At 34.2% G+C, this 25,038-nt stretch carries 23 protein-coding genes; 15 read left to right on the forward strand and 8 right to left on the reverse strand.

The window, feature by feature from the left end:
* A complete protein-coding gene (locus tag PGH12_RS17725) occupies nucleotides 1-1,203 on the forward strand; it encodes an MFS transporter (protein WP_267598284.1) in 1,203 nt (400 codons plus the stop codon).
* 30 nt (nucleotides 1,204-1,233) lie between these two features.
* Here the strand turns inward: PGH12_RS17725 and PGH12_RS17730 are convergent, their stop codons facing one another.
* On the reverse strand, nucleotides 1,234-1,614 hold the full coding sequence (locus PGH12_RS17730) for a SpoIIAA family protein (protein WP_267598283.1): 381 nt from the start codon (nucleotides 1,612-1,614) through the stop codon (nucleotides 1,234-1,236).
* Nucleotides 1,615-1,724: 110 nt separating this feature from the next.
* Here PGH12_RS17730 and PGH12_RS17735 point away from each other — a divergent pair, with 110 nt between their 5' ends.
* On the forward strand, nucleotides 1,725-2,930 hold the full coding sequence (locus PGH12_RS17735; protein ID WP_267598282.1) for an NAD(P)/FAD-dependent oxidoreductase: 1,206 nt from the start codon (nucleotides 1,725-1,727) through the stop codon (nucleotides 2,928-2,930).
* Nucleotides 2,931-3,030: 100 nt separating this feature from the next.
* Here PGH12_RS17735 and PGH12_RS17740 read toward each other — a convergent pair whose 3' ends face one another.
* The 4 genes from PGH12_RS17740 to PGH12_RS17755 form a co-directional block, all read right to left on the reverse strand.
* A complete protein-coding gene (locus PGH12_RS17740) occupies nucleotides 3,031-4,224 on the reverse strand; it encodes a vWA domain-containing protein (protein WP_267598281.1) in 1,194 nt (397 codons plus the stop codon).
* Between the two features lie 24 nt (nucleotides 4,225-4,248).
* Nucleotides 4,249-4,923, reverse strand: a complete 675-nt coding sequence (locus tag PGH12_RS17745) for an SIMPL domain-containing protein (RefSeq protein ID WP_267598280.1) — start codon at nucleotides 4,921-4,923, stop codon at nucleotides 4,249-4,251.
* Between the two features lie 93 nt (nucleotides 4,924-5,016).
* Nucleotides 5,017-5,973, reverse strand: a complete 957-nt coding sequence (locus PGH12_RS17750; RefSeq protein ID WP_267598279.1) for an SIMPL domain-containing protein — start codon at nucleotides 5,971-5,973, stop codon at nucleotides 5,017-5,019.
* Between the two features lie 150 nt (nucleotides 5,974-6,123).
* Nucleotides 6,124-6,528: a nuclear transport factor 2 family protein gene (locus PGH12_RS17755; RefSeq protein WP_267598278.1), complete on the reverse strand. Its 405-nt coding sequence runs from the start codon at nucleotides 6,526-6,528 to the stop codon at nucleotides 6,124-6,126.
* Between the two features lie 239 nt (nucleotides 6,529-6,767).
* Between PGH12_RS17755 and PGH12_RS17760 the strand changes: the two genes are divergently transcribed.
* The 3 genes from PGH12_RS17760 to PGH12_RS17770 all read left to right on the forward strand — a co-directional run bounded on the left by PGH12_RS17760 (nucleotide 6,768) and on the right by PGH12_RS17770 (nucleotide 9,909).
* Nucleotides 6,768-8,492, forward strand: coding sequence for a tetratricopeptide repeat-containing sensor histidine kinase (locus tag PGH12_RS17760; protein ID WP_267598277.1), 1,725 nt, complete (start codon nucleotides 6,768-6,770; stop codon nucleotides 8,490-8,492).
* 35 nt (nucleotides 8,493-8,527) lie between these two features.
* Entirely contained in the window at nucleotides 8,528-9,262 is a 735-nt protein-coding gene (locus PGH12_RS17765; protein WP_267598276.1) for a LytR/AlgR family response regulator transcription factor, read from the forward strand.
* A 107-nt stretch (nucleotides 9,263-9,369) separates the two neighbouring features.
* Entirely contained in the window at nucleotides 9,370-9,909 is a 540-nt protein-coding gene (locus PGH12_RS17770) for a lipocalin family protein (RefSeq protein WP_267598275.1), read from the forward strand.
* A gap of 78 nt (nucleotides 9,910-9,987) precedes the next feature.
* Here PGH12_RS17770 and PGH12_RS17775 read toward each other — a convergent pair whose 3' ends face one another.
* Nucleotides 9,988-10,464, reverse strand: coding sequence for a DUF7832 domain-containing protein (locus PGH12_RS17775; RefSeq protein WP_267598274.1), 477 nt, complete (start codon nucleotides 10,462-10,464; stop codon nucleotides 9,988-9,990).
* A gap of 113 nt (nucleotides 10,465-10,577) precedes the next feature.
* On the opposite strand from PGH12_RS17775, the gene PGH12_RS17780 reads away from it, so the two are divergent.
* From PGH12_RS17780 to PGH12_RS17800, 5 genes are all read left to right on the forward strand, one after another.
* Entirely contained in the window at nucleotides 10,578-11,828 is a 1,251-nt protein-coding gene (locus tag PGH12_RS17780) for a CinA family nicotinamide mononucleotide deamidase-related protein (protein WP_267598273.1), read from the forward strand.
* Nucleotides 11,829-11,970: 142 nt separating this feature from the next.
* Nucleotides 11,971-14,025 carry a M13 family metallopeptidase gene (locus PGH12_RS17785; protein ID WP_267598272.1) on the forward strand — a complete coding sequence of 685 codons (2,055 nt, stop codon included), beginning with the start codon at nucleotides 11,971-11,973 and terminating at the stop codon, nucleotides 14,023-14,025.
* A gap of 215 nt (nucleotides 14,026-14,240) precedes the next feature.
* Nucleotides 14,241-16,334, forward strand: a complete 2,094-nt coding sequence (locus PGH12_RS17790; protein ID WP_267598271.1) for a M13 family metallopeptidase — start codon at nucleotides 14,241-14,243, stop codon at nucleotides 16,332-16,334.
* 242 nt (nucleotides 16,335-16,576) lie between these two features.
* Nucleotides 16,577-17,023, forward strand: coding sequence for a type VI secretion system contractile sheath small subunit (locus tag PGH12_RS17795; RefSeq protein ID WP_267598270.1), 447 nt, complete (start codon nucleotides 16,577-16,579; stop codon nucleotides 17,021-17,023).
* Nucleotides 17,024-17,045: 22 nt separating this feature from the next.
* Nucleotides 17,046-18,407, forward strand: a complete 1,362-nt coding sequence (locus PGH12_RS17800; RefSeq protein ID WP_267598269.1) for a DUF5458 family protein — start codon at nucleotides 17,046-17,048, stop codon at nucleotides 18,405-18,407.
* 3 nt (nucleotides 18,408-18,410) lie between these two features.
* Here PGH12_RS17800 and PGH12_RS17805 read toward each other — a convergent pair whose 3' ends face one another.
* Nucleotides 18,411-18,602, reverse strand: a complete 192-nt coding sequence (locus PGH12_RS17805) for a hypothetical protein (protein WP_267598268.1) — start codon at nucleotides 18,600-18,602, stop codon at nucleotides 18,411-18,413.
* Between the two features lie 70 nt (nucleotides 18,603-18,672).
* Here PGH12_RS17805 and mutY point away from each other — a divergent pair, with 70 nt between their 5' ends.
* From mutY to PGH12_RS17830, 5 genes are all read left to right on the forward strand, one after another.
* Nucleotides 18,673-19,719 (forward strand): A/G-specific adenine glycosylase, encoded by a 1,047-nt coding sequence (gene mutY, locus PGH12_RS17810; RefSeq protein WP_267598267.1) that lies wholly within the window; start codon nucleotides 18,673-18,675, stop codon nucleotides 19,717-19,719.
* A gap of 261 nt (nucleotides 19,720-19,980) precedes the next feature.
* On the forward strand, nucleotides 19,981-20,538 hold the full coding sequence (gene gldD / locus PGH12_RS17815; RefSeq protein WP_267598266.1) for a gliding motility lipoprotein GldD: 558 nt from the start codon (nucleotides 19,981-19,983) through the stop codon (nucleotides 20,536-20,538).
* Nucleotides 20,539-20,750: 212 nt separating this feature from the next.
* Nucleotides 20,751-21,671: a PfkB family carbohydrate kinase gene (locus PGH12_RS17820; protein WP_267598265.1), complete on the forward strand. Its 921-nt coding sequence runs from the start codon at nucleotides 20,751-20,753 to the stop codon at nucleotides 21,669-21,671.
* A gap of 91 nt (nucleotides 21,672-21,762) precedes the next feature.
* Nucleotides 21,763-23,130 carry a peptidylprolyl isomerase gene (locus tag PGH12_RS17825; protein ID WP_267598264.1) on the forward strand — a complete coding sequence of 456 codons (1,368 nt, stop codon included), beginning with the start codon at nucleotides 21,763-21,765 and terminating at the stop codon, nucleotides 23,128-23,130.
* A 91-nt stretch (nucleotides 23,131-23,221) separates the two neighbouring features.
* Nucleotides 23,222-24,211: an NAD(P)H-dependent flavin oxidoreductase gene (locus PGH12_RS17830; protein ID WP_267598263.1), complete on the forward strand. Its 990-nt coding sequence runs from the start codon at nucleotides 23,222-23,224 to the stop codon at nucleotides 24,209-24,211.
* A 184-nt stretch (nucleotides 24,212-24,395) separates the two neighbouring features.
* On the opposite strand, the gene PGH12_RS17835 is transcribed toward PGH12_RS17830, so the two are convergent.
* Complete coding sequence (locus PGH12_RS17835; protein ID WP_267598262.1) at nucleotides 24,396-25,019, reverse strand: HD domain-containing protein; 624 nt, start codon at nucleotides 25,017-25,019, stop codon at nucleotides 24,396-24,398.
* Nucleotides 25,020-25,038: the final 19 nt, after the last annotated feature.

A 25,038-nucleotide genomic window follows, 5' to 3' on the forward strand; every position in this document is an offset into this window, starting at 1 on the left:
ATGTTTGATAAAAGAATTTTGCCATTGGCAATCGGTGGCTTAGCGATAGGAACTACAGAATTTACGATTATGGGATTGCTTCCCGATATTGCAAAAACGCTGGAGATTACGATTCCGCAAGCAGGTCATTTAATTGCGGCTTATGCGATGGGAGTGGTAATTGGAGCGCCAATTTTGATCGGATATTCGGTGAAGTTTCCTCCAAAAAAAGTGTTGTTGGTTTTGATGGTGATTTTTACCATTTTCAATGCACTTTCGGCCATTGCTCCGGATTATAATTCTATGTTGATAATAAGATTTATGTCTGGTTTACCACACGGAGCATTTTTCGGAGTAGGAACTGTAGTTGCATCACGAATGGCAGGAAAAGGGAAGGAGGCACTGTATATTTCTTTAATGTTTACCGGATTGACGGTTGCCAATTTGGCGATGGTTCCTTTGGTTACGTACATCGGACATGCATTTCACTGGCGTTGGTATTTTGCTATTGTAGGTATACTTGGTCTGGCAACTTTATTGGCTTTAAAACTGTGGCTTCCCGCAATAGATAAAAAGGAAGACAGCCATTTTCTTGAGGAATTAAAATTTTTGAAAGGCAAACAATCTTGGTTGGTGTTAATGATTACAGCAATCGGTTTTGGTGGTTTATTTACCTGGTTCAGTTATATAACTCCTTTGATGACGGTTGTTTCAAAAGTTGAAAACAGTTATATGGCCTACGTAATGATTCTCGCCGGTGGCGGAATGGTGGTTGGGAATCTGGCAGGAGGTTTTCTTTCGGATAAAATGGGTCCGGAAAAGACTTGTGTACTATTGTTATTTTTGATGATGTGTTCTTTGTCCGGGGTATTTTTCCTTTCAGAATATCAAAGTATTTCTCTGATATTAACTTTTATCTGTGGAGCTCTGTCGATGTCGGTTGCCGCACCAATTAATATTATGATGATGAAAGCTGCACCTAAAAGTGAAATGATGGCGGCTGCTTTTATGCAGGCTGCATTTAATATAGCAAATGCGATGGGAGCTTTTCTGGGAGGAATTCCTCTAGAGTACGGTTTGCCTTACAATTACCCATCGCTGGTGGGCGTAGGGATGACAATAATTGGTTTGATCATCAGTATATTTTACTTTTATTTATACCGAGCTTCGAATAACGCTACCCAAAAAGATAATGTAGCAAATTGTATTACCTGTGATCAATAAATGAAAAGAGAAGCTATTGCTTCTCTTTTTTTATACTTCAACTTCGTTACCGTTATGGCACCAAAAAAGGGCGTTATAGAGATTTTCTTTAGGGAAGGATTTAAATTCTCCCGGCATTAGAACACTGAAAATATCAGTGAAATTCTGTACACCTTCTTTATCTGTTACAATGGCTGCTCTGTTCCATTTGGTAATGTTTTTTATTCCTAAAAACACGTCCTGAAGCCACGCTCCCATTGTAAAGTTGCTGAGATCGGTATCAAGATAAAGTAGATAATTGAGTTCATCAAACTCTTCTACCTTTTTCTTCACATAAGGAATCACAAGGTTTTCGAAATCTTCTTTTGTCACATCTCCGGTAGCGTTGAACGCAGCTACGTTTTCTGGCGCGTCATTAATAATTGATATCATATTAAGATTTTTTTGGTTTGGTATTCTGAGATGATCAATAATTAAACCATAAATCAATAAATAACCTTTGAAAGGCTCAATTATTGATGTCGAAGAGAAAACTGATTTGCATGGATTTGAAATCTAACGAACCTTTCTGGCTTTTAAAAAACGGATTGATCTCATCCTATCCTTCCCTGAAAACTGATGAGATATGTGATGTTCTCATCATCGGTGGCGGAATAACTGGCAGTTTAATTGCCCATCAAATGGTAAAAGACGGTTACAAAACGATATTGATCGATAAACGTGAAATATGCAACGGAAGTACCTCAGCGACAACCTCGATGTTACAGTACGAAATAGATATACCGCTGTACAGACTGATTGAAATGATAGGAGAAAAGGGCGCAGTAGAAAGCTACAAAGCCTGTTCAAAATCTATAGATACGATCGAAAAAATAGTGAAGGAAATAAAATCCCGGTCTGGTTTTAAAAGAAAACAGTCTCTTTACTTTGCAGCAAAAAAGAAAGATGTAAGGTGGCTTCAGAAAGAATACGAAGTAAGAAAGAAAAACGGCTTTGATGTCACTTGGATTGATCCTGACGAGATAGAAGAAAGATTCAGTTTTCAAAATACGCATGGTGCTATTTTATCGAAACAGGGTGCAAGCATCGATGCTTTCAAATTTTCACACGAACTTCTTAGGTTCAGTCTCAGTAAAGGTCTCAAAATTTTTGATAAAACAGAAATGAGATCGGTAAAATATCTTAAAGATCACAACTTGGCGCTCACCAAAGATGGTTTCAATATAAAAGCAAAGAAAATTATCTATTGTGTTGGTTATGAAAGTACTAACTTCATCAAAGAAAAATTTGTAAATCTCAAAAGCACTTTTGCAATGGTATCTGAGATCGATAAGCATACCTTTAAAAATATGGAGCAAACCTTAGTTTGGAATACAGACCATCCTTACGTATATATGCGGTCTACCGATGATGAGAGACTGTTGATCGGTGGAGGAGACGAAGATTTTGTTGATCCTGAAAAACGAGACTCGATGCTCGACAAGAAAGAAAAAGAAATTCTGAAAAATCTTAAAAGGATAAAACCCGATTATCATTTTTATACAGATTTTATCTGGGCAGGAACTTTCGGCGAAACAAAAGACGCGTTACCATATATCGGTGAGCACGAGAATTTTAAAAACTCATATTTTGTTTTGGGGTTTGGAGGAAACGGCATTACTTTTTCTGTGACAGGAATGGAAATGGCATCTGCGTATATGAAAAATAAAAAGCATAAACTCTCCGAATATTTTAAATTTGGCAGATAGTTTACTTTAAAATTCTAAATCAAAATGTTTCAAGATTCAGCATTTGCCGAATCTTGAAACAAAAAATAATAAACTAAGTATTTTCAATATTGACTTCGTTCTACAAACTGTAACCATTTTTTAAACCAATCTCAAGGATAGATTTCTCGATTGCTTTTCCTAAATCGTCTCCTTCAGCATTTCCACGCTTTTTTAATTCGGAGTCTATAAAACTTTGTCTTTGCTTGGCGAGGATTTCAATTTCTTTTTGAATTTTATCACGTTCTGCAGATTTTTGGCTGACAATTTTATTGATTTCTTCTTTGCTTTTACCTTTTAATTCAGAAGGTAACTCTTCTTCTCTTATAGACGAAATGTAACTTTTATCTTTTTCAGCTTTATCCACCAAATCCCAATGATCATTTTTGTAAGCATTTTTCTTAGACTTACTTACGGTACGTTCTACAGCAATGGAAGCAGATTGCATTTCAGCATTAGAATCCTGTGTTGTCTGTTTACTTTTCATTTCAGAACCACGGCTTCCGTAGGAGATGTAGGTGTCATTCAGCTGAGAATTAAACTGAGATATTTTCACATCATAAGGTGTTGCAATATCAATTACTTTTCGGTCGCTGTCGATGTTGAAAAATTTTCCGTCACCAAGACTTGCTCCGTTTTGCCAGAAAGTTTGAATTCCCTCATCCCGACTTCCGCAAAAAATGGTATTCGTATAAATATTTTTCGCTTTAGCTTTAGCAATCACATCTCTATAATTAATCTTTCCCTGGTCAAATGGTTCATTTCCAGCAATATAAATCAGTTTCATGCTCTTTTCGTTTCCGTCCCAATTCAGATTCGTTGATGCTTCACGAATCACAGCTCCGCAATATTCGTTTCCGCCATTGGTTCTGAGGGCAAAAAGTTTTTCTGAAACCAGATCTAAATCTTGAGTCAATGCCGTGACTTGTCGGATATAATTTTCATCTTTCAAACCGTCATTTCCGTATTCATATAGAGCAATTTCTATTTGTGGAGCTTGTCCGTTGTACTTTAAAGTGGTTAAAGTATTGACGATATTCCAAAGTCTTGATTTTGCCTGATCGATCAGTCCATCCATACTGTTTGAGGTATCCAAGAGCAACGCAACCTGTATTTTATTATCTTTTGAAACTGTAAATTGTGGTTCGGCAGCAATATTACCTTTCACCACTTCTCTGTCATGGGTTTTGTTGCTGCAACGGATGTCTGAGATTTTTCCTGCACTTAAAAAAGCTGCTACACTTGCGGTAAATGTTAAAAATTTGAGCGTATTCATAATGATTTTTTTAAGGATTAAATTTTAAAGAATTTCGTATTTTGTTTTGATGCTGTATTTCAGTTTTATGTTTTCAATATTATCAAAAGAATAATCTACAGTTGCATCGGCAGTTTCCATTTGTACATTCGCTAATCTGCTTTTGAAAGCCATAGGTAGTACAGAATCACTCATATAATCTTCTATTTCTACAATTTCCATCGGTGTTCCTGTTTTTTTATTAATGCTTTCCAACAGGTAATCTGCCTTTTCTTTGGCTGCTTTCAGAGCGTTTATCTTCACTGTTTTTCTGAAGTCTGCAATTTTTGTATTCTTGATTTCAGCAATATTCAGATTGATTACCCATTTTTGATTCAAATCTTCAAATATTTTACTCATATTAGTTTCTGCATTCACTTTAAACTGAAAACTCTTGGTAAATTTTTGTGTTTTAGAATAAATATTTTGATACATTGATTTGAATTTTATATCCTCATTCTTCACTCCATTGTTTTTCAAATTTTCAAATAAGAGTTTTTCATTTTCAGCAAGCTGATTTTTGTTGTCAGCTTTTATCCCGATGTTGAAGATGATTTCATCCGGTTCTACTTCCATTTCGGCAACTCCTGTCACCTCAATTACATTTTTTTTGATTTCCTGCGCATTTATCAGACTTCCTAAAGTAAATATTCCGATAAATAAAAAATGTTTCAATTTCATAATGTTTTGTTTTAAATTCTAAAGTAAAATTAGCTTGATTTTAAACTAAGAAAGAGGCAACTTGGTGAATTTGGCTTTTGACTTGGTGAAGGTTTACTTATTAGATTTAGGAATATTCAAATCTCTCATTTCACCATTCGGTGTTATCAAAATATAGGATTTGTTATCTCTGTTTTCACTTTTTTTCTCTTTGGTAATGAGTAATTTCACTTCATACATTACTTGAATTACAGGTTTTAAAATGGTGGGATTTATCACAAAATCAAATTCTTTATCTAAAACAGGTTGATAATATAATGTAGTAGATTTATTCGCCTGATTAATGTTGGCTAATCTCGACAAAGCTAAGGTTGAGCTATTGTGTGCTTCATAAGATTTGTACATTTCGGTTGGAAGTTTTATTTGAAATCCTTCGTTGATTGTTTTTTCGCTATTAGCAAAAGTTTCTCCAAGTAAAGATTCGTAGGATTTTACTTTTTCCTGAAGCGAAATTTTAGCTTTATTCGCCAATTCTTTTTTAATTAATTCAAGATTGTTTGCGAAATAATCAACCCTCACTAAATCATATATTTCATTTTTTGCTAAAATTTTGATTAATTCGTTGAGTTGAGAAGGGTCAGAAAACTTGACATGCAGATTTTTTTTGAGTTCAAAACCTGTCGGAACTTCGTTGTATGTTTTTTTGCTAAAAATCTTTTTTTCTACAGCATATTGATAAACCGGAACAAACGAGACCATATCAATATAAGTTTCAATTCCTTTATTAATTTTTATTTCGGTTATTGATGAATTTAGACGTTTGTCCATCAGTGAATTAACTTCTTCTGAGGTCTCTGCAACTTGTGTAAGGCTAAAAATAGCCACGTATTTATCTGCTGTTACGTTTGCCATTCCTTTGATGTTGATGACAATATTATTTGGTGTGGGAAGATTAATATTGATATTGTTTTCTGCGTAACGTACTTGGTTTTGATAATTTATATTCCCGGAAAACTGTGCAAAACTCAATTGAAATGCTAAAACCGATGCAAGACATAAAATATTTTTCATGATGATTAATTTTAAATTATGTTGCAAACTTAATCGCCAGAAAAGTCTTGAAACGGCAGATTTGGTAAACCACAGTTTTCACTTGGTGAACACAAAAAAAAAGACAACTCTGAAAGAATTGTCCTTAAATTTTTATATGAAAATAAATGTTTACGGGATAAAATAAACCTTTGAAATTTTCCCATCTTTAATTTCATAAATAGCAGAAGCAACTACTTTTTCACCCTTTTTCATCCCGGAAATACTTTCCTGATCTATGACGAAATTACCATTTACGATTCTGTTTTTAATTTCACAATGTAACTCGGGAAGGTCTTTAAACATACTCGAATAATCTTTTCGCATCGCTTCTTTTCCTTTGCTGATTAATTGATTGGGAAACATGTATAATTCAACATCTTCAGCATAAGGTTTTAAAAAAGCATCAATATTTCTGGCATTGTAGCCTTCAACTTGTTCCTGAACCAAAGCTTCAACAACAGTTTTCTTTTCTTGAGCAAATGAATGATTTATTGAAAAACAGATAAGTAGGAATAAACAAATTTTTGATTTCATGATTTTAAGTTTTAATATATTCAAAGTTAATCAATGAATTTAATTTGAAGAAGATTATATTCTCATTAAATACATTGTTTATTCAAAACTTCTCATATTTCTATAACGTATAAGGGCTTATTGTAGACTTGGTAAACCACAGTTTTCACTTGGTGAATAGTTTTTGGAAGAAGTATATATATGTATATCTTTGTTTTATGAATTTGATTCGGTTTTTTGCGTTTATTTTTATCCTTTTTGTGAATAGCATTTATTCGCAAAGTAAAGCAACGCAGGAAGTTGTTGCCGAAACTTCAAAACTTAGAAAAGCGGTAGATACTAAAAATGAAGCTGCTGAAGCCGAGTCGTACTACAATATTGGAGAGACTTTTTATAACAACGGCAACTTCCCGAAAAGTGAAGAGTATTTTATTAAATCTAAAAATATTTACGAGAAACTAAACGATAAACAAAATCTTGAAAAGGTAACGAGAAAGCTGGCGCAGTCGCAGGAAAATCAGAATAAACTCAAATCGGCACTTACCAATTATGAATCTGCTTCAAAAGTTGGCTATACCCAAAGCAGCAGAGCTATCAACTCTAATGATGTTTCCAGATTGGCAACACCTTCCGCAGCAAAAAAGACTGAGGCTATTCAGAATAATATAAAAATCAGCGAAAAAGATAATAACAAAGAAGATCTTGCGGCAAGCTACAGCCAAATGGCAGACGTTAATATAGAGCAGAATAACATTCCAAAAGCAGAAGAAAATCTTAATAATGCTTACAAAATATCTGTGAAAGAAGCTCCGCAACAAGCATTGGCAATCAATCAAAAACTCACTGATTTTTATATTGATAACAAAAATTTTGATAAAGCGATTGAAGCTAAAAAGGAAATATTAAAAGAAGATTTCGTTAAGGATAATTCTCAGAAAAAAGTAGAGCAAATTCAGGAACTTGCAGATATTTACATCAAAAAAAATGATCCTGAAGGAGCCATTGTTTTACTGAAAAATGCATACGATATCGCTCTCAACAAAGGTCATACTCTAGAAGCCCAAAAAAGCGTACAAAAACTAGACAGCCTGTATACAATCTCTGAAAATACCGAAGCTTCCGTACGATTGTACCGTGATTTTTTAGGTAAAATTCCCGATCTGGTTTCCAAAGACCGAAGTCTGGTAGACAATAAAATTCTGGAAGATACCGAACAGAGAATTTCGCAGCTGGAAAGGGAAAAAAAACTGAAAGATGAGCTTATCCGTAAGAAAAATATCTTTAATTACAGTTTAATATTTGCCGTTTTCGTTCTCGTAGGAATGATGTTTTTTATTATCAGGACATTAAAGAAAGTTCAGATTAAAAATAAAAAAATTGCACTTCAATCGTTGAGACGAGAAATGAATCCCCATTTTATTTTCAATAGTTTAAATTCTGTAAATCAATTTATTGCAACTAATAATGAATTGGAAGCGAATCAATATCTAACTAAATTTTCAAAATTAATGCGTGGCGTCATGGAAAATTCTGCCGAAGATTTTATTCCGTTTCAGCAGGAAATAGATTTACTTCAGAATTATCTGGCGCTAGAAAAAACACGTTTTGCAGATAAATTTGATTATGAAATTATCGTCGACGAAGATGTAAACCAACAGAATCTACAAATTCCAGGAATGATGATTCAGCCTTTTTTAGAAAATGCAATTTGGCACGGTTTGCGGTACAAAACTGAAAAAGGATTTCTGAAACTCAGTTTTAAAAAAGAAAATCAGCAGTTAAAAATAGAGATAAAAGATAACGGTATTGGTATCGAAGACAGCAAAAAGCAGAAAACCATGCATCAGAAAAACAGAGAAGGTAGAGGGATGAAAAACACGCTTGAAAGAATACGTCTTCTCAATGATTTGTACAGAAAAAATATCGTTTGCTCTGTAAAAGACTCTCCGGATGGAGTTCTCGTTCAAATTTTAATGAATTTTTAAAAGTAAAACATGATCATTAATCTAAACCTGAAAACATGAAAATAAAATCTGTCATTATAGACGATGAAAAAATTGCAAGGGATGTTCTCAGGAATTATCTCACAAAATATTGTCCACAGATTGAGATTTTGGGTGAAGCAGAAAACATAAAACAAGCCGTACCTTTAATCGAGGAAAAAAAACCGCAACTGCTTTTTCTGGATGTAGAAATGCCTTTCGGAAATGCGTTTGATGTGCTAGAAGCAACAAGTGAATTTTCTTACGAAACTATTTTTGTCACTGCGTTTTCGCAATATTCTCTTCAGGCTTTAAACAAATCTGCAAGCTATTATATTTTGAAACCAATAGATATTCAGGAACTTATACTGGCGGTAAATAAAGTTGCAGAAAGTTTGGAAAAGAATGAAGACATCAACCGAACCAAAATTTTACTGGAAAATTTAAAGTTAAAACCGGAAAAACAACAATTGATTTTGCCAACTCTTCAGGGTTTTGATGTTGTAAAAACAGAAGATATTGTAAGACTTCAGGCAGATGGAAATTTCACGCAGGTCTATCTCACAGACGGATCGAAAAAGATGGTCTGTAGATTTCTTAAACATTTTGATGATTTGCTGGAAACTCCTTTTGTAAGAGTTCACCGTTCTCATATCATCAACGCCAGTTTTGTAAAGTCATACCATAAAAATGGTACAGCAACTTTATCTGATCATACCGAAATTGAAGTTTCAGGCAGTTTTAAAGATAATTTTCTTAAGGTTTTCTCATAAAGTGAAGCTTAGAAATGACAAGTTTTGATTTCGTAAAAATCTTAATTGTTATATTAAACTACATAGGCATCATTTTTGAATTTTTAATTTAACAATAGTAATTTATTATGAAAACTTTTCAAAAAATAGCCATTCCGCTTTCTTTAGGTATTTTCGGACTACTGGTTCTTAGTTCTTGCTCGGTAGGAATTACAAAAGGCGCAACTGCCGTAAAAAATTTCGATTCTGATAAATATCTGGGTAAATGGTATGAGATTGCACGTTTCGACTATAAATTTGAGAGAAATCTTGACAATGTGACCGCCGATTATTCGCTAAATCCAGACGGAAGCATTAAAGTTCAAAACAGAGGTTACAATTATGTTAAAAAAGAATGGAAAGAATCTATAGGTGAGGCGAAATTTGTGAATGAAAAAACGGAAGCAAGACTGAAAGTGTCGTTTTTTAAACCGATCTGGGCAGGTTATAATGTAATTGATATTGATGATAATTATCAAAATGCATTAGTGGTAGGGAACAGTACAAAATACATTTGGATCTTGTCGAGAAACAAAGAAATTCCAAAAAGCATCAGAGAAAGATTTTTAGCAAAAGCTCAGAAATTGGGTTATAAAACAGAAGATCTGATTTGGGTAAAACATAATTAATCATCATTGCGAATAATGAAATGAATATTCAAACCTAACAGATGTCTAAGATTTGTTAGGTTTTTTTTTGTCCAAATCTTAATTCAAATTTTTATATTCTTTCCATTCCTGAAAACGATGATCAATTATTTGTTTCATCACATCATAATTTTCATAAGTATCTTCAATATGATAAAATGTTTCATACTCATAATCGTTTTCCTCGGCGATGCTGTCAAAAATATTAATGTAATCTGTAGCAAATGAACTGAATTTATCACTGAAATCTGTCTCGTCTACGTAATAATCTTTTGCAAAAGCATTTCCCATTTCGATGAGATCATACTCGGAAAATTTTCCGTCTAATGCATCAATGACAAAATCGGCTCCGGTTATTTCGCGTCTCTTGAGGCTTTCACATTCATTTTGGTGGTCTTCCATTAATTCTTCAGAGTGAAAATTATTAGTAACGCACCAATTAATAAACATTCCTGTGTGGGTTGCTCCATTTTTTTTGTCTAATTCTGCGGGAAAATCTCCGCTGTAATGCCATGACGCATCATCATATTTTGTCATACTATTCTAGATAATTTCTGCCAGTTGAAACCAAAGATAATAAAATTCATTTTCTTTTGTTCACTACATAGATTTTCACGTCATTTGTAATGAAATTTTTTCAAATTTAAACTATGCAAAATGCAGTCCTTATAACCATTGGTGACGAGATTTTATCAGGAAATACCGTTGATACCAATTCGAATTTTATTGCTACCGAACTCAAAAACATAGGAGTTAAAGTCGTTCAGATTTTCACTATTTCAGATGATATTGAAACTATTAAAAATACCTTAAAATCTGCCTTTGAAATCGGAGATTTAGTCATCACAACCGGAGGTTTGGGGCCAACGAGAGATGATAAAACAAAGAAAGCACTTGCTGAATTTTTTCATGATGAAATTGCTTTGGATGAAGTCACTTTCGAACATTTGAAAGGTTATATGGAAAGGCGTGGACGAACAGAAATTTTAGAAAGAAACCGCGAACAGGCTTTTGTGCCTACAAAATCTACCGTTTTTCAAAATCATTACGGTACTGCACCTTGTATGATGATGGAAGAAAACGGAAAACTGTCGTTCAGCCTGCCCGGAGTTCCATATGAAGTAAAACCTTTGATTAAAGATCAAATTGTTCCTTATTTAAAAGAGAAATTTAGTCTGAATTATATTTCTACAAGAATTGTTTCTGTCGTAGGAATTCCCGAAAGTATTTTGGCTGATCAAATTGAAGATTGGGAACTGGCGCTGCCCGAAAATCTCGCCTTATCATATCTTCCTGTCGGAACGAGAGTAAAATTAAGATTGACCGCAACAGGAACTGATGAAGACAAATTATTAATTCAGCTGGATGACGAAATTCAAAAGTTATTCCCGATTATTGGTGAGAATATTATTGCAACTTCAGAAGATAAAATCGAGAAGATTCTAGGTGAAATTTTGATCCAGCAAAAAATGACTGTCTCAACAGCCGAAAGTTGTACAGGCGGAGAATTGTCGCTCTTGATGACTTCTGTCCCGGGAAGCTCAAATTATTTTATGGGAGGAATTGTGACGTATGCAACACAGAAAAAAATCGATCTACTTCACGTTTCAGAAGGAACTATAGAACGTTTTACGGTGGTAAGTGAAGAAGTTTCGCGCGAAATGGCTGATGGTTGTCAGAATTTATTTAAATCAGATATTTCGATCTCCACAACAGGAGTTGCCGGTCCCGGAAAAGGCGAGGACGGAAAAGATATTGGCCTGGTTTATTATACAATTAAGGTTAAGAATCAATCTGAAACTTTTAAACTTTTTCTTCCTCATCTCGAAAGAAAAGATTTTGTGTATTTTGTCTCACAAAAAATTATTCAGGATTTGGTAGGGATTTTAATCAGGAAATAATTCATTTAAAACTGAAAATATTATTCTAAAAACCACTTCATTCTATGTTGTTGTTTTCGTAAAAAGTGAATTCATAAAATAAATTAACTTTACCGTAACAAAATTTAATTTAAATATACTTATTGTATAAATTATTATCATAATGAAAAAATTAACCCTTTCTTTGTTTTTATTAGCAGGAATTTGTTCGCAAAATACGCTGAACGCTCAGGCTAAATCAACAAAAACAGTATCGACTACAGATAAAGGTTTAGACATCAGTCTGATGGATAAATCGATTCGCCCTCAAGATGATTTTTACAATTACGTGAGCGGTACCTGGATGAAAACTGCTAAAATACCTTCTGATAAACCAACTTGGGGAAGTTTCAATAAATTGGCAGACGATACAGACAACAATTCGATGACGATTTTAAATTCTCTTCTGAAAGACAAGTTTGCAGACGGAAGTGAAGGTAAAAAAATCCAGGATCTGTATGCAACGTACATGAATATGGAGAAGAGAAATGCTGACGGAATAAAGCCTATTCAGGAAAATATCAATAAAATTGATGCGATTAAAAATCTTAAAGATCTTCAGAATTATTTAACTTCTGTAACAAAAGAAGGCGACAACGCATTCTACAGTTGGGGAGTGTATTCTGATCTTAAAGATTCTAATATGAATGCAGTCTATCTTGGTGATGCATCTTTGGGAATGGGAAGAGATTATTACCAAAAAGTAGATGTGAAAAACACTGAAGCGCTTGCAGAATACCAAAAGTATGTGGCTTCTATGCTGAAAGAATTAGGATACAAAAATGCTGATGAAGCTGCAAAAGGAGTCGTAGATTACGAAAAAAATATTGCTAAAAATTTACTTACCAACGAGCAGAGTAGAGACAATACTTTACAGTACAACCCAAAAACGATTGCCGAACTTTCTTCTTTGGTAAAAAACGTAGATCTAGCTTCTTATCTTAAAAAAGTAGGCGTAGATACAAACAGAGTAATCATCGGTGAAATAGGATATTACAAAAACTTTGATCAGTTGGTGAATGAAAAGAATGTTCCGGTAATTAAAGATTATCTTAAGTTTCACATGATCAATGGTGGAGCTTCTTATTTAAGTGAAAAATTGGGAGATACTAAATTTGCTTTTTATGGTAAATATTTAAGAGGTCAGCAGGAGCAGAGAGCTTTAAACAAAAGAGGTTATGAGTTGATCAACGGTTCTTTGGGTGAAGCATTCGGTAAGCTGTATGTTGAAAAATATTTCCCGGCTGAAGCAAAAGCTCAGATGGTAGAACTGATTGATTATTTAAAGAAAAGTTTTGGCGTTCATATCAATAATTTAGCGTGGATGTCTTCTACTACGAAGGAAAAAGCAATGCAGAAATTAAATAAATTTACTGTAAAAGTTGCTTATCCTGATACTTGGAAAGATTATTCTAAATTAAATATCACGCCGGAATCTAAAGGTGGAAATTTATATTCAAATCTTCAGAATATTGCAGAATGGCAGTACAATAAAGATTTAGCCAAAATCGGAAAACCTGTAGATAAAACAGAATGGGGAATGACGCCTCAGACGGTAAATGCATATTACAATCCGGTATACAATGAGATTGTTTTCCCTGCTGCAATTCTTCAGCCGCCTTTCTTTAATCCTAAAGCTGATGCTGCTGTTAATTTTGGTGGAATTGGTGCAGTTATCGGTCACGAGATCAGCCACGGTTTTGATGATTCTGGTGCACAGTTTGACGCAGAAGGAAACTTAGTAGATTGGTGGACTCCTGAAGATAAAGCCAACTTTGAAAAAGCAACAAAAGCTTTGGCTGCACAATACGACAAATATGAGCCTGTAAAAGGAACTTTTGTGAACGGAACTTTCACAAACGGTGAAAATATTGCAGATTTAGGTGGTGTAAATATCGCTTACGATGCGTTACAAATGTATTTGAAAGATAAAGGAAATCCTGGTGTAATCAGCGGTTATACTCAGGACCAGAGATTTTTCCTAAGCTGGGCAACCGTTTGGAGAACTTTATCGAGTGAGAAATATATGGTAAACCAAGTAAAAACAGATCCGCACTCTCCTGGATATTTCAGAAGTTTCGGTCCGTTGACAAACGTTGATGCTTTCTACAAAGCATTTGATGTAAAACCTGGTGACAAATTATACAAGAAACCGGAAGACAGAATTAAAATCTGGTAATCAATAAACAATATATCGAAACCGCTCAGCTATGAGCGGTTTTTTTATTCAGTAGGAATGGGTTTTAGCCCGTTTTTTTAACGAAAATATTCAAATGGCCTAAGCCAAATTTACGTTTTCTTGTTAATGATTAAGGATAATGAAAATAGTAGCAAAAACAATTTAACATAATTTCTTATATTTGATCAAACTGATTACAATTCAAAATTAATTCAATGAAAAAACTAAATATTGCAGTACTTGCATTCTCGGGTATTGTCTTTTTAAATTCTTGCGGAACATCAAAAAATATGGAAACTCCAAAAGCTGAAACCACAGTTGCCGTTGATGAGCCTGCAAAACAGGAAACCAAAGAGGAAGGTTTAAATCTATCTTATATGGACAAAACCGTTCGTCCACAGGATGATTTCTTTAATTATGTTAACGGAAATTGGGTTAAAAACACTCAGATTCCTTCAGATAAAGCGAGCTGGGGATCTTTCAATGCTTTGAGAGAAAATGTGGATGATGCTTCTTTGAGTATTTTAAATAAAATTTTAACTGAAAAATATTCTGAAGGATCAGAAGGTCAGAAAATACAAAATCTGTACGCTTCTTTTATGGATATTAGCAAGAGAAATGCTGATGGTTTAAATCCGATCAAAGGAGATTTAGCCAAAATTGATGCAATAAAAAATGTAAATGATCTTCAGAAATATCTTTTAGAAGCCACCAAGCTGGGCGACAATTCATTTTATGGATGGAGAGTCGGTGCAGATATGAAAAACTCAAAGATGAATGCAGTTTATCTTGGCGGTCCAGATCTTGGTCTGGGAAGAGATTATTATCAAAAAGTGAATGAAGCAAATACAAAAACTTTAGCTGAATATCAAAAGTATGTAAGCCAGTTGTTTGGAGTTTTAGGCTATAAAAATTCTGATGCTGCGGCAAAAAATGTGGTTGATTTTGAGAAACAATTAGCGAATTATTTATTAACTCTAGAGCAAAACAGAGATGCCAATTTAAGATATAACCCTAAAAATGTCTCTGAACTATCAGGATTGGTAAAAAATGTAAATCTCCCAAAATATCTAAAAGAAGCTGGTGTAAATACCGATAAAGTAATCGTTGGTGAGTTAAAATATTACCAAAATATGGATCAGTTTATCAATCAAAAAAATCTTCCTTTGCTGAAGGATTATTTGAAATATCATGTTGTGAATGGTAATGCAAGCAATTTGAGTGAAAGTTTAGACGATATTCGTTTCAATTTTTATTCTAAGTATCTTCAGGGCCAGAAAGAGCAACGTGCGATGGATAAACGAGGTCTTGCTCTTGTTAATGGTGTTTTAGGTGAGGCTTTCGGGAAATTATATGTGGATGAATATTTTACGCCGGAATCTAAGCAGCAGATGGAAATGTATATTGATTACATTTTAAAATCATTTAAAAACCATATCAATGAAATGGATTGGATGTCTCCGGAAACCAAAGTGAAAGCTCAGGAAAAACTATCTAAATTCACTGTAAAAATAGCATATCCTGATCAATGGAAAGATTATTCCAGATTAAAAGTAGATGCTCCGGCTCAGGGCGCGACTTTATATTCAAACTTACAGAATGTTTCGGCTTGGCAATATGAAAAAAGTCTTGAGAAAGTAGGAAAACCTGTTGATAAAACTGAATGGGGAATGTCTCCGCAAACTGTAAATGCTTATTACAGCGGTTCAAATAATGAGATTGTTTTCCCCGCAGCGATTCTTCAGCCACCATTCTATAATCCTAAAGCTGATGCAGCCGTTAATTTTGGTGGAATTGGTGCGGTTATCGGTCACGAAATTTCTCATGGTTTTGATGACAGCGGATCAAGATTTGACGGTGATGGAAACTTAAATAACTGGTGGACGGAGCAGGATCGTAATAACTTCGATGCAAAAGTCGCACAGTTAGCGGCTCAATACAACGCTTATGAGCCTGTAAAAGGAAGCTTTGTGAATGGGAAATTTACCAGCGGTGAGAACATCGGTGACTTAGGTGGAGTAGCTGTTGCTTATGACGCACTTCAAATGTATTTGAAAGATAAAGGAAATCCGGGACTGATCAGTGGGTTTAATCAGGATCAGAGATTTTTCATGAGTTGGGCAACAGTCTGGAGAACCAAATCTACAGATCAATATATGATCAATCAGGTGAAAACAGATCCGCATTCGCCGGGATATTTCAGGGCATTCGGGCCGCTGGTGAATCAGGATGGGTTTATAAAAGCTTTTGATATAAAACCGGGAGATAAATTATACAAAGCTCCGGAAGAAAGAATTAAAATCTGGTAGATTTTTAAACAAAACTTAATATTGAAAACGCATCATAAGATGCGTTTTTTTGTTTATTTTTCATAGTTTAGTATCACTTAAAATATTTAGTTACTATAAGATATATTCAATATATTTGATTTATTTAAAGAAATATCATTACAAAATTTTGTATGTAACAGTTTTTTTATAAATTTAAACAATAGATTGGTCAATAATTTGCTAATCCAAACCAAAATCAACAATCTCAAAATAATAATAATATGGCAATGTTTAATTACGGTGTTGGCGGTAACGAGGTCAAAGTCGACGCTAATGAAGCAATTCAGGAAATCCAGGAAAACAAATCGCTCATCGTAAGTCAGCTTACAACCGATGAATCTTATGTTCCCGAAATCGTAACTGGTCTTAAAACTGTGGATGATGTCTTCAGACATTTTCAACCCTCTGTAGCTGTACAGCACGAGACAGAAGACGGAAATGCAGTAGAAGAAGAGTTCCGTTTTCAGAATCTTGCAGACTTTACTCCCAAAAATTTAGTTCAAAAATCAGATTATCTCCAAAAACTCAGTATGGAGCAGGAGCAGTACAATAAAATTGTACGTCAGCTGAAAACCAATAAAATTCTTAGGAATATGCTGGAAAACGAGCAGACTAGAGCTGCATTTGTTGAAGCATTGAAGGAAGTGGCTCAGGAACTTGAAAAATAAATAAAACACCTACACAAATATTATGGATAGTAAGTTACAGGCTGCAGAAAGCCAACAGCATAATCAACAGCAGCAATCCGGAAAACCGAAAGCAAGTCCTGTTGAAGAATTAAACAAAATAGGCGGTTTTGGCTTTATAGAATCTGTCGTAGATGGCATTGCCAATATGAACCCGACGAGAAAAGCACGAAAAGAAATTTTCCTAAACGATGCGAATAAAGCTGAGGAAAGGAAGGAGCTTCTTCAGAAAATCAATCTCTGGGTTGAGCTTTTAGGAAGTAATGAATCTGCGGAGAAAATGGCAGATACCTGCAAAACAAAAGCACAGGCAGCCGAGCAAAATTTAAAAACAAATCTGAAAAACACACTTGATTCTGTTCGTCAGCTTGAAACTAATTATAGAACTGTCGCACAGTTTTACAAAAATACTGAGCTTGATAAGGTTGATAATGTAAGTATTGTGAACGCGAGTTTAGATCAGGTTTCAGATCTTGATAATCCTTTATTTATTGATGCAATAGCTGAAGAATTTAAACAATATTATGACCGTTTAGATTTGCGTGATAATTATTCGATTTTAGCGATACCGGGATATTTAGGATCAAATAAAGTCATAGAAAAGTGGGCAAAAATCTGCAACGAAAACAAGGTGATGATGGTTACCGATTTCGCCAATCTAGACAAACCAGATGACGTTGTTGATTTATTCCATTCTGCGAATCTTACAGGTGGCGAATTGCACAGAAGTAATGTCATCATGACGTGTAACTGGCTTGTGGGTAGAGGCAGAGCAGAAGAAGTAGGTGAAGAAGAAAATGTAGAACTTCCACCATCCACTTCATTAGCAGGAAAAATCCATAAAACATTAATGTCTCAGGTTGCTGCGGGTAAAAAGCACGGTAATATCAATGAAGTGGATGCTGTAAAATTTGAACTGAAGAAAAGCGAAATTTCCCAGTTAGAAAAAATGGGCCTTGTTCCGATGGTCAACGAATATGGGAAAATCATGGCGTTCTCGGCAAAAACACTGTTTACAGGCGATAACATTGGTCTTCAGACGTATTCTGTAGTTCGTGTATTCGATTATGTAACCAAAGTTTTATTGGATTTCCTAAACAGAAGAGCCTTCGAAAACTGGAATGCAAGAAATGAGGACGACTTAAGAAGACAGATTGTAACATTCTTAGACGGAATTAAAGGTGCAGATAAACTGATCGAAAAATTCAAAATCGTACGTTTCGAGCAGGATAAAGTAAATAAAGACAGAGTATGGTTAGACATTCGTTTGACACCGTATTTCCCAACAAAAAGTTTTGTAATTAAACTTGACGGTCACAAAGGAGATGACGGAAACGAGTGGGATGCTGAATATATTCAGGATTAACGACTACAAAATGAATTTAGAACCGATGTTAAAAAGCATCGGTTTTTTTGTGAATTTAATTCTTGGTACATATTGTTGATTGTGCTCCTTAGGTGTAATATCGGTAGAACTTACCGTCATAAGAAAATCGGTGCGCTCCGTAGGAGCGCTATCTCCGTTGCCTATTGAAATAAATTTGTTTGTTATTTTGTACATATTGATATCTCGAAATAGTAAAGCAACAACAAATAATAAATTATCTTTGCCAATTAAATGAGACGGCTTTTTGGAAAACAACAAAAAAACATCAGACTTCCTTCATATCGGTAACAAGCTACTAAAGTGGTACGATAAAAACGCAAGAGATTTACCTTTCAGAAACACCAAAGATCCCTACAAGATCTGGATTTGCGAAATTGTTTTTCAACAGACAAGAATCGCTCAGGGACTCAATCATTACAATAATTTTATCAAAAGATTTCCCGACGTTCAGACCTTGGCGAAAGCTGAAGAGGATGAGGTTTTGTTGTATTGGAAAGGTTTAGGCTATTATTCAAGAGCGATTAATATTCATAAAGCGGCACAGCAAATTATTAACGATTACAAGGGAGTTTTTCCCTCCGAATATGAAGAGATTTTAAAATTAAAAGGTGTTGGTAAATATACTGCGGCAGCGGTTTCAAGCATTTGTTTCAACGGAAAAATGCCGGCAGTTGACGGAAATTTCTACAGAGTTTTAAGCCGAGTTTTTGCTGATGATTTTGATGTTTCAAATTCCAGAGCATTTAATTATTTTTCCGAACTCGCTCATTTAATTATACCTGAAAATGTAGGAGATTTTAATCAGGCGATGATGGATTTAGGTTCTGAAATCTGCAAACCACGAAATCCGTTATGTGGAGAATGTCCTTTAAATAATGATTGTTTAGCATTTTCATTGAGCAGAATTTCAGAATTTCCTGTCAAAACAAAAAAAGTAAAAGCGACTGATTTAGAGTTAAAATATTATTTTGTTCACAGAAACGGAGAATTTTTAATTCAGCAGAGAAAAGATGATTTCATCTGGAAAAAACTGTTTGAATTTCCACTTGAAATTTCTGAGGAATTAAATTCATTCATTAAAAGTGTGAAAGCCGTTAATCACAAACTGACTCACAAAAATTTAAGTATAGAAATATTTAACGTAGAGGTAGATTCAGAAAAGGTTTGGAGAAATTTTACTGCTGAAAATGATTATATGATCACAGATGTAGAAAATTCTCATGAAAAATCATTTCCGAAACCTTTGGAAAATTATATTCAAAATTATCAAACAGCTTACAGATTTCACTAAAAATATTGATGTTGAAAGTTTATATTATCGAAAGTATGACTATTCTGCTATTTGCTCTTTCAGAATTATAAAGTGAAAAAAATAAGGTTAGTTTTCTTTGCTAAGTGGAACGGCTTTGCAGACTTAAAAACAGTTAGTAGTAAAAAAAACTTTGCGAACTTTTGCGCTTAAATAAAATTCTTGATAAATCAAATTTCAAAACTCATTGAAATGCTGAAAATTGTATCATAAAATCTAAAATGGAATTTGTATTTTTGCAAAATGATTAGAAAAGTCATTCTTGTTTTCGTTTCATTACTCCTTCTTTCTTGTGAGAAAGAGACTCAGCCGAAACCTTACGGTGAATTGAGATTAGAATATCCCGCACCGAAATACCAGAAATTTGATAAAAACTGTGCGTACACTTTTGAATATTCAGATTTTGCCAGAATTGTTGATGCTAAAAAGCCGTGTTGGTATTACATGAATTATCCGACCATGAAGGCGAAAGTTTTTATTACTTATTTTCCGATAGAAGGAAATTTTGCTGATCATGTGAGAGAATCTGAGAAAATGGTTTACGAGCATACCATTAAAGCAAGTTCGATTGAAGCAAAATCATTTCGATATCCTGATAAAAAAGTGTACGGAAACTTTTATGAGTTGAAAGGGCAAAGCGCTTCTAATCTACAGTTTTATGCTACAGACAGTACAAAACATTTTGTAACTGCTTACTTATATTTTGATACAAGACCAAAACCAGATTCTCTGGCTCCGGCAGTAGATTATATCAAAAAAGATATAAAACATATGCTGGATACTTTTGAATGGAAAAATTAATTTAATAATGATTGAATTATCTAAATCTATAGGATTCAGTATAATTAAAATATAAAAAAATACATATGACATCGCAAGATTCCATATGACCTTTAAAAAAATAGAAAAATACATATGACATCGCAAGATTCCATATGACCTTTAAAAAAATAGAAAAATACATATGACATCGTAAGATTCCATATGACCTTTAAAAAAATAGAAAAATACATATGAAACTTTTAGTTGTAGGAAGTGTTGCGTTTGATGCAATAGAGACACCATTTGGTAAAACAGATAAAATTTTAGGAGGAGCTGCCACATATATCGGAATTACAGCATCTGTAATGGGAGTAAAGTCAGGAATTGTTTCTGTTGTGGGAGGAGATTTTCCTCAGGAGCATTTAGATATGTTCACAAAAAGAGATATCAATATTGAAGGATTGGAAATTGTGAAGGACGGAAAAACTTTTTTCTGGTCGGGCAAATATCATAATGATCTTAATTCAAGAGACACTTTGGCGACGGAAGTGAATGTTCTTGAAAATTTTGATCCTAAAATACCTGAATCTATGCAAGATGCAGAGATTTTGTTGTTGGGGAATCTTCATCCTGGTGTACAATTGTCAGTTCTTGAAAAAATGAATCAGCGTCCGAAATTGGTTATTCTTGATACCATGAATTTCTGGATGGATTCTGCAATGGATATTCTTAAAGATATGATTGCTAAAACTGATGTTATCAGTATTAATGACGAGGAGGCCAGACAGCTTTCTGGAGAATATTCTTTGGTAAAAGCAGCGAAAAAGATTCACGCAATGGGTCCTGAGTTTGTGATTATTAAAAAAGGAGAACACGGAGCAATTCTTTTCCACGACGGTAAAATATTTGCAATTCCGGCACTTCCTCTTGAAGAGGTTTTTGATCCGACTGGAGCTGGAGATACATTCGCAGGAGGTTTTGCGGCGTATTTGGCTAAAAAAGAGAAATTTGATTTTGAAACAATGAAGTCTGCATTGATCGTTGGTTCTGCAATGGCTTCGTTTACGGTTGAAAAATTCGGGACAGAGAGAATTGAGGAAGTAAATGAATCTGATATGCTTGAAAGAATCAATCAATTTAAAGAATTAACGACTTTTACTGTTGAGTTGTAATTATTTCGGCTCTTTTAAGAAATATTTATAATAAAAAATTGAGTGTAATTCGCTAAGAATTATAAATTTGCAACTCGTTTAAAATAGTATAATGATAAATAAATTAAAAATCGCTTTTCTTTTTGGAGTTTTTGCTTTGTTGTTTTCAGCAAATGTACAGGCTCAGCTAAAGCAAGGTCAGTTGATTGATGGTATTGCAGCGGTGATTGGCGATGAGATTGTTCTGGAATCTGATGTAGAAGAACAATTGAATTACGGTAAACAGCAAGGTGCCGGAACCACAGACAGATGTGAATTTCTGGAAAATCTTGTCAATAACAAATTTCTTGTTTACGAGGCTAAAAAAGATACGCTGATAGAAAATCGTTCTGCGGCAATCAAAGATCAGGCAAATGCTAAATACAACCAATTGCTTTCTCAGTTTCCTGACGAAAAATCTATGTTGACTGCATATAAATTCAGAACCGGCTACGAAATGAAGAATGCTATCGAAAAAATAGATACAGATACGTATTACGGACAAGCAAAATATCAGAGAATTACAGAAAAGGCAGATGTTACCCCGAATGAGGTGACAGACTTCTTTAATATGTTTAAAACTCAGTTGCCTGAAATTAAAGATGAAATTTCTATCTCTCAGATCGTGATGAATCCTAAATTGACAGAAGCTCACAAGGAAGAACTGATCAATAAATTAAAGAAAATCAAGCAGGATATTGCCGGCGGCGAAAGTTTTGAAAGCCAGGCAAGAATTTATTCTGAAGATCCGGGTTCTGCGCCAAATGGCGGGTTAATGAAGAATGTTTTTAAAGGTCAGATGGTAAAACCGTTTGAAGCTGCAGCTCTGAATCTTCAGGAAGGTGAAATTTCAGATCCTATTGAGTCAGAATTCGGTTATCACATTATTCAGCTTGTGAAAAAATCAGGAAAAGCATACGATGCAAGACATATTCTCTTGATGGCAACACCTACTGCTGAAGAAATTACCACGGCTAAAAAGAAATTAGATAGTATAAGAGGTTTAATTTTGGCTGAAAAGCTTACTTTTAAAGATGCTTCATTTAAATTTTCAGATGATAAAAGAACAAAATTCAACGCTGGGGTAATTCCTGGAGCTGACGGTTCTAATAAGATCGAAAGAGAAAGTATTTCTGGAACAATCAGCTATGAATTGGCAGGTTTAAATAAAGGAGATATCACTGCTGCGTTTGAAGATGAGGATGACAGAAAAAGAAAGGTCGTTAAGATCGTAAAGATAGAAGATGTGATTCCGTCACACCAGATTACACTGGAGACAGATTACGACAGAATCAAACAAATGGCTCTTCGAAAAAAGCAGGCAGAAATGGTTGAGAAATACGTAAGTTCAAAAATTTCAACAACTTTTATTTCTATAGACGGTCGATATGACACCTGTAATTTTAAAGGAAACTGGAAAAAAGAATCCATTAAAAAATAGACTCAAAAACCTTCAGAATAATCTGGAGGTTTTTTTATGTAATTGTTGACAATAAATCTTACAGAAATTCAGTTTTTAGTATTTTTACAGCATGAGCAATTTTATAGATTTTAATTCAGCAAAAAAACTTCACGATATGCAGGAAAATCAAAACAGAATCACCAAACTTTTTGAAATTCAGTATCCTATTATTCAGGGCGGCATGATCTGGCATTCAGGTTGGAGATTGGCCTCTGCTGTTTCAAACTGTGGCGGATTGGGTTTAATAGGTTCAGCAAGTATGTATCCCGATATTTTACGCGAAAATATTCAAAAATGTAAGAAAGCTACCGACAAACCTTTTGGGGTAAATGTAGCTCTGCTTTACCCAAATTTAGAGGAAATCATCAACATCATTCTGGAAGAAAAAGTGAAAATTGTTTTCACTTCTGCCGGAAGTCCCAAAACCTATACAGAAACTCTTCAGAAAGAAGGTTTGAAAGTTGCCCACGTTGTTTCATCCACGAAATTCGCGATGAAATGTGAAGATGCAGGCGTTGATGCTATCGTTGCAGAAGGATTTGAAGCGGGTGGTCACAATGGAAGAGATGAGACGACCACTTTCTGCCTTATTCCCAACGTAAGAAATAATATATCAAAACCCTTGATTGCTGCGGGCGGAATTGCATTAGGCTCACAGATGAAAGCTGCTATGATTCTCGGTGCAGATGGCGTACAAATCGGAAGCCGTTTCGCTGCAACCGTCGAAGCAAGTGCCCACGATCAATGGAAAAAAAGAATAACTGAATTGAATGAAGGCGATACTCATCTTACATTGAAAGAACTTGCCCCTGTACGAATGGTGAAAAATAAATTCTATCACGAACTTGAAGACATCTACAATACAGGAAGAAATTCTGAATCTCTGATTGCTGCTTTGGGAAGAGCAAGAGCAAAAAAAGGAATGTTCGAAGGCGATTTGGAAGAAGGTGAGCTTGAAATCGGTCAGGTTTCGGCGTTGATTAATGATGTTCTTCCGGTAGAAGCGGTTTTCAATAATTTGCTGAAAGAATTTGAAGATGCAAAAATGCCTAAGTTTTAAGTTGAATTTTGAAATAGAGTAATTTGATTAAATAATCTCCGATACTTTTTTAAATAAATCTGTTTAGTTATAAATTCTTTAATAAAATAATACACTAAAATTCCCCTCCCTTGGAGGAGTGTCGAAAATTCAAAGAATTTTTGAAGGGGTGGTGATAACAGAGATTGTTGACTAAAATTTGTACTTAATTTCGCAAACTTTTTAACTCAACCTCAATATTTTCTTTCGCCTGAAGTTCATATCGATCACTAAAATCCTCAGTTTTAAAAATATTTTCGAGCTCCAAAAAATGCTGCAAAACCTTCTTTCTTCCTGGTTTATAAAGAAAATCAGGATATGTAGAATACTCTTTTCTTATTTGTTTAGTGTATGCAAGATAAATTTTAGAATCTTTTCCCAAAATAGACAAATCAGCATCTAATAAATAATTGATGTCTCTTTTTACCGACTTCTGATGTGATTTTGTGGCTAGAATCTGTTCTGAAATTTCTGAAAGATCTGTTTTGTTTAAACCTAATTTTTGAAGTCTTGCTTTTGCAAATTCTGCGCTTTTCTCTTCATTGATTTTTGAAGTTACATCATAAATTACATCATGATAAAAAACTGAAAAACAAATAGTATTAAAATTCAGGATTTTGTCTTTCACCAATTCCAGCTCTGAAAGCATATTTTCCAGATGCTTCAGATTATGATAATATCTGCTTTTTTCAGAATAGTGAGTTTCAATTTCCCACCACAGACTTTCAATTGTAGTTTGATTATTTGTATAATCGAAACAAATCTGGAAAAATATTTCTTTTAAATTCATTCTTAAAGATAAAAAAAGG

The sequence above is a fragment of the Chryseobacterium sp. CY350 genome (genome assembly GCF_027945075.1).
Lineage (GTDB): Bacteria > Bacteroidota > Bacteroidia > Flavobacteriales > Weeksellaceae > Chryseobacterium.